This window comes from Nitrosospira multiformis, assembly GCF_003050865.1.
Classification (GTDB): domain Bacteria; phylum Pseudomonadota; class Gammaproteobacteria; order Burkholderiales; family Nitrosomonadaceae; genus Nitrosospira; species Nitrosospira multiformis_E.
In genome coordinates this window covers 1-8,468 of the sequence record NZ_QAOK01000045.1, presented here as the reverse complement: position 1 = coordinate 8,468, position 8,468 = coordinate 1, and the positions used below count along the sequence as shown (strand labels likewise).

General features: G+C 53.8%; 6 protein-coding genes and 1 tRNA gene. 4 read left to right on the top strand and 3 right to left on the bottom strand.

Translation table 11 applies throughout. The features are described from left to right. The first annotated feature begins 365 nt into the window (after positions 1 to 365). From C8R21_RS14655 to C8R21_RS14645, 3 genes are all read left to right on the top strand, one after another. Entirely contained in the window at positions 366 to 1,148 is a 783-nt protein-coding gene (locus C8R21_RS14655; RefSeq protein ID WP_107763361.1) for a hypothetical protein, read from the top strand. Positions 1,149 to 1,386: 238 nt separating this feature from the next. After that, on the top strand, positions 1,387 to 2,931 hold the full coding sequence (locus C8R21_RS14650) for a DEAD/DEAH box helicase (RefSeq protein ID WP_107763360.1): 1,545 nt from the start codon (positions 1,387 to 1,389) through the stop codon (positions 2,929 to 2,931). A 54-nt stretch (positions 2,932 to 2,985) separates the two neighbouring features. Beyond that, positions 2,986 to 3,540, top strand: coding sequence for a cob(I)yrinic acid a,c-diamide adenosyltransferase (locus C8R21_RS14645; RefSeq protein ID WP_107763362.1), 555 nt, complete (start codon positions 2,986 to 2,988; stop codon positions 3,538 to 3,540). A 20-nt stretch (positions 3,541 to 3,560) separates the two neighbouring features. On the opposite strand, the gene lspA is transcribed toward C8R21_RS14645, so the two are convergent. The 3 genes from lspA to C8R21_RS14630 are packed head-to-tail and all read right to left on the bottom strand — an operon-like array spanning position 3,561 to position 7,940. Further along, positions 3,561 to 4,043: a signal peptidase II gene (gene lspA / locus C8R21_RS14640; protein ID WP_107763359.1), complete on the bottom strand. Its 483-nt coding sequence runs from the start codon at positions 4,041 to 4,043 to the stop codon at positions 3,561 to 3,563. 27 nt (positions 4,044 to 4,070) lie between these two features. Continuing rightward, entirely contained in the window at positions 4,071 to 6,902 is a 2,832-nt protein-coding gene (ileS, locus tag C8R21_RS14635) for an isoleucine--tRNA ligase (protein WP_107763358.1), read from the bottom strand. A 30-nt stretch (positions 6,903 to 6,932) separates the two neighbouring features. Next, the gene (locus C8R21_RS14630) at positions 6,933 to 7,940 is read right to left on the bottom strand and encodes a bifunctional riboflavin kinase/FAD synthetase (RefSeq protein ID WP_107763357.1); all 1,008 of its coding nucleotides are present in this window, start codon (positions 7,938 to 7,940) and stop codon (positions 6,933 to 6,935) included. Positions 7,941 to 8,280: 340 nt separating this feature from the next. On the opposite strand from C8R21_RS14630, the gene C8R21_RS14625 reads away from it, so the two are divergent. Then, positions 8,281 to 8,356: transfer RNA gene (locus tag C8R21_RS14625), tRNA-Phe, on the top strand. Positions 8,357 to 8,468 lie beyond the last annotated feature (112 nt).

Here is an 8,468-nt window from a genome sequence, read left to right as displayed (position 1 = left end):
CAGAAACCGACCTGAACGAGAGCATCAAGCAGGGCAAGATGGTGCTCAAGCCCGAAAAGAAGGATGACGACGAGGAAGAGGAAGACGAGGAGTAACAATCAGCCGATTCCCTGGCGGTTGTTACCCTTATTCCTTCGAGACGCCTGACAACAATACGAGTAATTTTCCTGCCCAACCGCTGTTTCCAGTGACAACCGGAAACAGCGGTTTTATTTCATGGAGGCGTTGATTTCGTATTCCAGCCTATCTCCGCGCAGAAACGCCAAAAAGAAATCCCGGATGTATGGTATGGTTCACACTTTGTAGGTGCTTCGGTTAATTACCCTACGGACTCCCGATAGCTGCCCCAACACTAGATCCAGGAAATGCTACGCAACTTTCCCAAACCAGATACTCCATATGCACATAGAATGCGCGATTACTTTATCGCCGCACTCACTTTTCTTTGTGTAGCGCTCAGCCTGAATCTGGATGCAACTGGCAGCCTCGCGCAGCAAAACTTCATGGGATTGATCGCATGGACATTTCTGTTCGGACTGTTGATTGGGGAAAATAAAGAAGTGCGGATGCAAGTGATCATTGCGGTCGCTTTCGCTACTGCGGGTGAGCATTTTGCTTCCATTTACATGCAGGGCTACACCTATCGTTTTGGAAATGTGCCCGCTTACGTGCCTCCCGGGCATGGCATGGTTTATCTTACCGCAGTTGCCCTGGCCCGCTCCGGCCTCTTCCTGAAGTATTCCCGAAGAATAGCGGCTTTCGTGGTCCTGGCTTGCGGTATCTGGTCGCTCTGGGGGGTCAGCGGATATCCTGAGCAGGGAGATCAGGTAGGGGCGCTGCTATTTTGCGTGTTTCTGATATATCTGTTCAAAGGCCGCTCCCCAATGGTTTATCTGGCAGCCTTTTTTATTACCACCTGGCTGGAGTTGATCGGCACCGCAGCGGGGACATGGAAGTGGGCTACGATAGAGCCCGTTCTCAATCTATCCCAGGGGAATCCGCCAAGCGGTGTAGCGGCTTGGTATTGCCTCGTCGATGCGGTAGCGATTGGTGGCGCACCGGTATTATTGCGTGTTTTCACGAAAAGCGGCGAATGGGTCAAAGGAACCAAGCCCGAAAGTATTCGCCAGCAAGCAAGAAATGATTAAGAGTGAATGAATTTTATAATTCGCAGATAGTCTAAACTTTGGATTACTGATATACGTTAATACTGATACACCTTAATAAATTCGACTCGTCTCAAACAGACCAATGCTGTTTAACGTTCTATATAGCGTTCGTCTCTTCATCTTCTACAACCATTGTCGTACATCATTTCCTTATCTATAAATCATCCTCCTCCGACCGCATTGACACCCAGTGTCATGCGGATTCGAAGTATTGAATATGTCGTTTACCCAACTTAATTTAACGCCCGAGATTCTGCGGGCCATAGCAGATCAAGGCTATACCGACCCAACTCCGATTCAGGCCCAGGCAATTCCCCGTATCCTCGAAGGCAGGGATATCATGGGCGGAGCACAGACCGGTACCGGCAAGACCGCGGGTTTTACATTGCCGATGTTAAATCTCCTGCAACCCGGCGCTAACACCAGCGCCTCTCCCGCCAGACACCCTATCCGTACGCTGATTCTCGTCCCCACGCGCGAACTCGCTATTCAGGTGCATGAGAGCGTAAAAACCTATGGCAAATATCTTCCACTAAGATACGCCGCAGTTTACGGCGGAGTGGATATGGAACCGCAAGCTCGTGAGTTGCGGGCAGGAGTCGAAATTCTGGTGGCAACGCCGGGACGCCTGCTGGATCATATTCAGCAGAAGGCAATCAACTTATCCAAGGTAGAGATTCTCATACTGGATGAAGCGGACCGGATGCTCGACATGGGTTTTTTGCCGGATATCAAGCGCATTCTTGCATTGCTGCCGCCCAAACGCCAGAGCCTGATGTTTTCGGCCACATTTTCCGACGAGATCAAGAAACTTGCGGGGAAGCTTCTGAGGGAGCCGGTGCTGGTCGAAGTCGCGAAGCGCAACACTATCACTGAATTGATAACTCATGTAGTACATCCTGTGGTTCGCGAGCGCAAGCGTGAATTGTTGGCGCACCTCATCAAATCGCAAGACCTTAAACAGGTTCTGGTATTCGCGCGAACCAAGCATGGAGCGAGCCGACTGGCTGAGCAACTGGAACGGGACCACATCAGTGCAACGGCGATTCATGGGGACAAAACCCAACCGCAGCGTACTGAAGCGTTGACAAAATTCAAACAGGGCGAGGTCCGTGTCCTGGTGGCGACCGATGTTGCTGCCAGAGGATTGGACATCGAAGACCTGCCGCACGTGGTCAACTTCGAATTGCCGACAAATCCCGAGGACTATGTACACCGCATTGGTCGCACAGGTCGCGCTGGGACGAAGGGAGACGCTATATCGCTCGTATGCGAGGATGAGGCGGAATTACTCAAGGGCATCGAGAAACTGCTCAAATTCAAGCTGGAATCGAAAGCAATTCCAGGTTTCGAGCCAGAAACCTTTGCCGCCCAAGGGGAAGTTGCCACATCGCCCGGAAGAACTGACCATCGATCGAATCAACCGGTTGAGAAGAAATCTCTCGGATCGCAGTCCCGGAAACTGGAGCAGGCAAATTCCATTATGTCATTCAACGGCGCCAAGGGTAAAACTGCCAGGAGTTCAAAGGAGCCAACGCGTTCTCACCGAAAGAACGGCAAAATGCCGGAGGACCCTCTCTTTACTCAACCTTATACGCCGGGCACATTTTCCGGAGAGCCTTCGGACAGAGCCAGTGCCCAGTCAGAAACATCCCTGCCGGAAAAACGGTTTGACTATTTTGGCCAGAAGCAGCAAAAAAAACCCGTTGCCGCGTTATTCATGCCCCCACGCAGTCAAAGCAAGGAGGAGCAGGAAGGGTGAGCCCGGATTGCCCGGTTAATGGAAGTCACTCCGCAAGTTGATCAGACAATCCGTATGGGAAAGCGATTGACCAGGATTTATACGCGGACCGGTGATGACGGAACCACCGGCCTGGGGGACGGTACCCGCTCTTCCAAGCAGAGCCTCCGTGTCGAAGCCATGGGCACCGTGGACGAACTCAACAGTTTCATTGGGCTGTTGCTTGCGGAAACGCTGGATGGCGAAACCAGGATAAAACTGGAAGATATCCAGCATGACCTGTTCGATCTGGGCGGGGATCTGTGCATTCCGGGACGGATCACTATTAACGCCGGACAGGTCAACCGCCTGGAGGCGCAACTGGACCATTACAACGAAGCGTTACCCGCGCTCAGGGAGTTCATACTTCCCGGTGGCATCCGCGCCGCTTCATTATGCCACGTTGCCCGGGCAGTATGCCGACGCGCCGAAAGGCGCCTCGTAGAGCTCTACCAGGCAGAAACGTCAGTTTCCGTACATCTTCAGTATCTCAACCGGCTGTCGGATTTCCTGTTCGTGTTATGCCGCTTCCTGAACCGGCTGCAAGGTGTGGAAGACGTGATGTGGCAGCCCGGGAAGACTGCCGTCTGAAACGTCTTCTTGCGCCGAAATCACCTGCTCTTTGCGGTATCCGCATCCTTTCGCCGAAAACCGTCGATCACCAGCAATACCGCCCCCAGTGAAATCGCTGAATCCGCCACGTTGAAGGCGGGCCAGTGATAGCCCGCTACATGAAAATCAAGAAAGTCGACAACATGACCCAAGGTGGCTCGGTCCCACAAGTTCCCCAGGGCGCCGCCCAGGATCAGACTCAAAGCGATGCAGAAAAATTTGTCTGCCGCATGCCTGTGCAGCAAAAAAACGATTAATACAGAGGCGCCGGCGGAAACAATCGTGAAAAACCAGCGCTGCCATCCTCCCGCATCACTCAAGAAACTGAACGCTGCTCCCGCGTTGTATGCCAGCACCAGATTGAAAAAACCGGTCAGCGGCACATGTTCGCCATAATCCAACACGCCCTCTATCCAGCGTTTCGTGACGAAATCGAGCACCACTACAATCAGCGCAATAACCAGGCTTACCCACAGCTTCATATAAGCCTGTCCCCACAAGCAGCTTGTTCAAGCATATCGTCTAACCTCGCCCGCCCCATACAGGTTGGATACGCATCGCCCGCAAATGGTCGGATATTCTTCGTCCGCCCCTACATCCTCCCGATAATGCCAGCACCGTTCGCATTTCGGGTGAGCGCTGGGCGTTACAGCAATGCTTTCGCCCTCCAGTTCCTCAATGTGAACGGCCTGCGCCGCGGAGGTGATCATGACAAGCCGGAGATCATCGCCTAGGGACTCCAGCAGAGAGAAGTCATCTCCAGCAACTCGAATCTGCACCTCGGCTGCAAGCGAAGAACCGATCTTCCCCGAGGCGCGCCACTCCTCCAGGGCTTTTTGAACCTGCGAGCGTAGCTCCCGTATCCTGCCCCAGCGCGCCACGAGCGCTTCCTCATCCGGTTGTGGCGGTAGCTTGTGCCACGTATGCAGGAAAACACTGTCCTCCGAATCGCCGTGGAGATATTGCCATACCTCCTCAGAGGTAAAGCTCAGGATGGGCGCGAACAAACGCACCAGGCTATGGGCAATGTGATACAGCGCGCTTTGGGCGGAACGACGCGGAAGACCGCTGGCGCTGGCTGTATACAGCCGGTCCTTGAGGATGTCGAGATAGAAACCGCCAAGATCCTCAGAACAGAAGTTATGCAAGCGATGCACGATCAAATGAAAGTCAAAGTTGCGGTAGTCTTCCACCACTTCATCCTGAAGCCTTCTCGTAAAGGCCAGCAGGTAGCGGTCTATTTCCAGCCATTGCCCGATGGGCACGGCGTCGGTTGATGAATCAAAATCCGCAAGATTGGCAAGCAGAAAACGCAGCGTGTTGCGTATCCGCCGATAACTCTCCACCACCCGCTTCAGGATTTCATCGGATATCGAAAGCTCACCCGAATAATCCGTGGACCCCACCCATAACCGCAGGATGTCTGCTCCCGACGTATCCATCACCTTCTGCGGTGCGATCACATTCCCCCTGGATTTGCTCATCTTATGACCGTGTCCATCCACCACGAAGCCATGCGTGAGGAGGGCATCGTAAGGGGCGCGCCCGTCAATCGCGCAACCGGTGAGCAGGGAGGACTGGAACCAGCCGCGGTGCTGGTCCGACCCTTCCAAGTAAAGGTCGGCCGGATACTTCAATTGCGGATCAGGCTTCAGAACCGTATCGTGCGTCGTACCCGAATCGAACCAAACATCCAGAGTGTCTGTGAGCTTCTTGTAATCTTGCGCTTCCTCTCCCAGAATTTCCTTCGCATCCAAACGAAACCATGCTTCAATCCCTTCCTGCTCCACCCGTTGAGCGACCTGCTCCAGCAGTTCGCTCGTACGCGGGTGCAGTTCATGGGTTTCCTTGTTAACGAAAAGTGCCATTGGCACGCCCCAGTTGCGTTGGCGTGAAATGCACCAGTCCGGCCGGTTGTTCACCATCGCCTCCAGCCGGGCCCTTCCCCAGGACGGGTAAAAGGCGGTTGCCTCCACTGCCGCTGTCGCCGATTCGCGCAGTGATTGCGCAACCTCACCATGACCCTTACGCGAGACTTCCTTGTCCATGGATATAAACCACTGCGGTGTTGCGCGGAAGATGATCGGTGTTCGATGTCGCCAGCAGTGCGGGTAGCTGTGCTGAAGCTTCTCGTTCCTTAGCAAAAGGCCGTTCTTCTCCAGTTCCTGTATCACCACTTCGTTCGCTTTCCATACGGAAAGCCCGCCGACGAGCGGCACCGAATCGAAGAAGCGCCCGTTATCCCCCACTGGATTATCCACCGGCAAGCCGTACTTCAGTCCCACCACATAATCGTCCACCCCGTGCGCAGGAGCGGTATGCACTGCACCTGTTCCCGCATCCATGGTGACATGTTCTCCCAGAATGATCGGCACCTGCCGGGGGTAAAACGGGTGCTGCAGCAGTATGTGTTCCAAGGCATCGCCAGTACATCTGCCCGCAATGCTCACATCGGCTTTTGCGATTCCGTAGCGAGACAAGGTGCCTTCAACAAGGGCATCGGCAAGAAGTAAGAACTCACTTCCGGTATCGATCACCACATATTCTTCACCAGGATTCAGGCTCACTGCCTGGTTTGCCGGCAAGGTCCACGGGGTGGTCGTCCAGATAACAACGTAAACGGGTTTGTCATTCTGGGTAATCGTATGCGGCAAGCCCTCCGATGGCTTCGAGACCTTTTGCCAGAATGCAGCCGGATCAGCCACCCTGAATTTCACGTCTATCGCAGATGAGGTCTTGTCCTCATATTCGACTTCCGCTTCCGCCAATGCCGACCCGCAATCGATACACCAGTTGACCGGTTTCTGCCCCTGGTAGAGATAACCGCTTTCATGGATCTTGCCCAATGCACGGATAATGCCGGCTTCCGTGCGGTAATTCATGGTGAGGTAAGGGTTATCCCAATTACCCAGGACACCGAGGCGGATGAAATCCGCTTTCTGCCGCGCAACCTGCTCCTTCGCAAAAGCGCGGCATAGCTCGCGCACCTTATCCCCCGGCACACTCTTGCCGTACTTCTTTTCGATCTGGTGCTCAATCGGCAGGCCATGGCAATCCCAGCCCGGTACATAGGGGGCATCGAAGCCTGCCAGAGTCTTCGACTTGATGATGATGTCTTTCAGTATCTTGTTGACCGCATGGCCGATGTGTATATCGCCGTTGGCATACGGTGGCCCATCGTGCAGCACGAACCTGGGGCGGCCTTTGCAGACTTCCCGGATTCTCCGGTAAAGATTCTTTTCCTCCCATGCTTCAAGCATCACAGGCTCTCGCTTCGCGAGATCGCCACGCATCGGGAAAGGCGTATCGGGCAGGTTCAGCGTTTTCTTATAGTCGGTCATGAAATATCGAAAATGTAGCGAATGGCAGCTTTATCCTTGCACAAGCCTCTTTTCAGAAAGAGCGGGAGCGCTGGATAACGAGGAAAAGTATTTCTTTGCATTGTCCACATCCCGGCCAATCTGGCTGGTCAGCGCCTCGAGGTCAAAATATTTTTCCTCATCACGCAGCTTGTGAAGAAAATGTGCCCGTAAATGGCGGCCATAAATATCCTGGCTGAAATCGAACAAATGCACCTCCAGCACCGGCTTGCCATGCTCATGCACAGTGGGGCGCACACCCAGGCTTGCAACCCCCCGCAGTGTATCCAATGAAGGCACTTCCAATGACGGGGACGCCTCGTTCCCCGAAGCTGCCATCTCGACTTCGACGGCAAAGATTCCCGACAGAGGCGGTCGGTTATGCTTGAGCTGGATATTCGCGGTGGGAAATCCGATCTTCTTGCCCAGCTTGTCGCCATCCACCACGCGCCCGCTGATACTGTAGAAACGGCCCAGCAGGCATTTGACCAGGTCGAGATCACCTGCCGCCAATGCTTCGCGAACGGCCGTGCTTGAAACCCGCAGGCCGTTTACGGTAAAGCCTGGCATTTCTTCCACCTCGAAACCGCACTCTGCCGAAAATGCCTTGAGCATCTCATAATCGCCGGCACGACGTGCACCGAAGCGAAAGTCGTCTCCCACCAGAATCCAGCGCGCAGCCAACCCATGCTGAAGGATGCGGACAATAAAATCCTCGGCCGGAATTCTGGCAAAATCGAAATCGAAGCGGCAAATATGCACCCGCTCCACCCCGACTGCCGCCAGCAACTCCAGCTTCTCCCGCAGGCTGGTGAGCCGCGTAGGCGCCTTGTCCGGCGCGAAAAACTCGCGCGGATGGGGCTCGAAAATCATGACACATGATTCAAGACCAAGCCGGTCAGCCGCCTTTTTGAAGCGCGCAAGCATCGCCTGGTGCCCAAGATGCACCCCATCGAAATTGCCGATAGTGAGCGCAACCGGCGTATCAGCCTGAACGGGAATGCCGTGGGAAATGCGCATCTATTGCTGCTAAAATGCTGAATTGTAGCCTGTCTGGACGAGTTTCAGACAGCAGATTTTCAGGCGGTTAATGCTCCGGAGTGTGGGAGCAAGAAATTGTACTGTTTTTAAGAGGCTGGATACTCTGCCGTAACCGGGATGCCTGATTGTATTTCATGTTTGCAAGAGACGGTCAAGAGGTGAAACAGGAACGTAGTTAGGCAAGAAAATCGTACGTTTCTACGGTTGCTCCCGTTTTTAATCTTGCACGCTGGATTCCAACAGAATTGGCACTATGCTACAATCTCGCCGGTTAAAAACCTGTACCTGAATCGACTGTTACAGGATAATCGTTTTACTAGGCCAAGTAGCTCAGTCGGTAGAGCAGAGGACTGAAAATCCTTGTGTCGGTGGTTCGATTCCGCCCTTGGCCACCATTAATTCAAAAGGTTAGGGCTCTTTCCCATTAACGGGGGATGGGTCATTCATCAGACACGGTTGATCACACCGTTCCAACCGCATTGAGCCAAGACCCTCATGCGGTAATTC

Bases quoted from the DNA above. Each gene is read 5' to 3' on its own strand.
- C8R21_RS14650 (WP_107763360.1), top strand. From the start codon at position 1,387: ATGTCGTTTACCCAACTTAATTTAACGCCCGAGATTCTGCGGGCCATA.
- C8R21_RS14655 (WP_107763361.1), top strand. From the start codon at position 366: ATGCTACGCAACTTTCCCAAACCAGATACTCCATATGCACATAGAATG.
- C8R21_RS14645 (WP_107763362.1), top strand. From the start codon at position 2,986: ATGGGAAAGCGATTGACCAGGATTTATACGCGGACCGGTGATGACGGA.
- ileS (WP_107763358.1), bottom strand. From the start codon at position 6,902: ATGACCGACTATAAGAAAACGCTGAACCTGCCCGATACGCCTTTCCCG.
- lspA (WP_107763359.1), bottom strand. From the start codon at position 4,043: ATGAAGCTGTGGGTAAGCCTGGTTATTGCGCTGATTGTAGTGGTGCTC.
- C8R21_RS14630 (WP_107763357.1), bottom strand. From the start codon at position 7,940: ATGCGCATTTCCCACGGCATTCCCGTTCAGGCTGATACGCCGGTTGCG.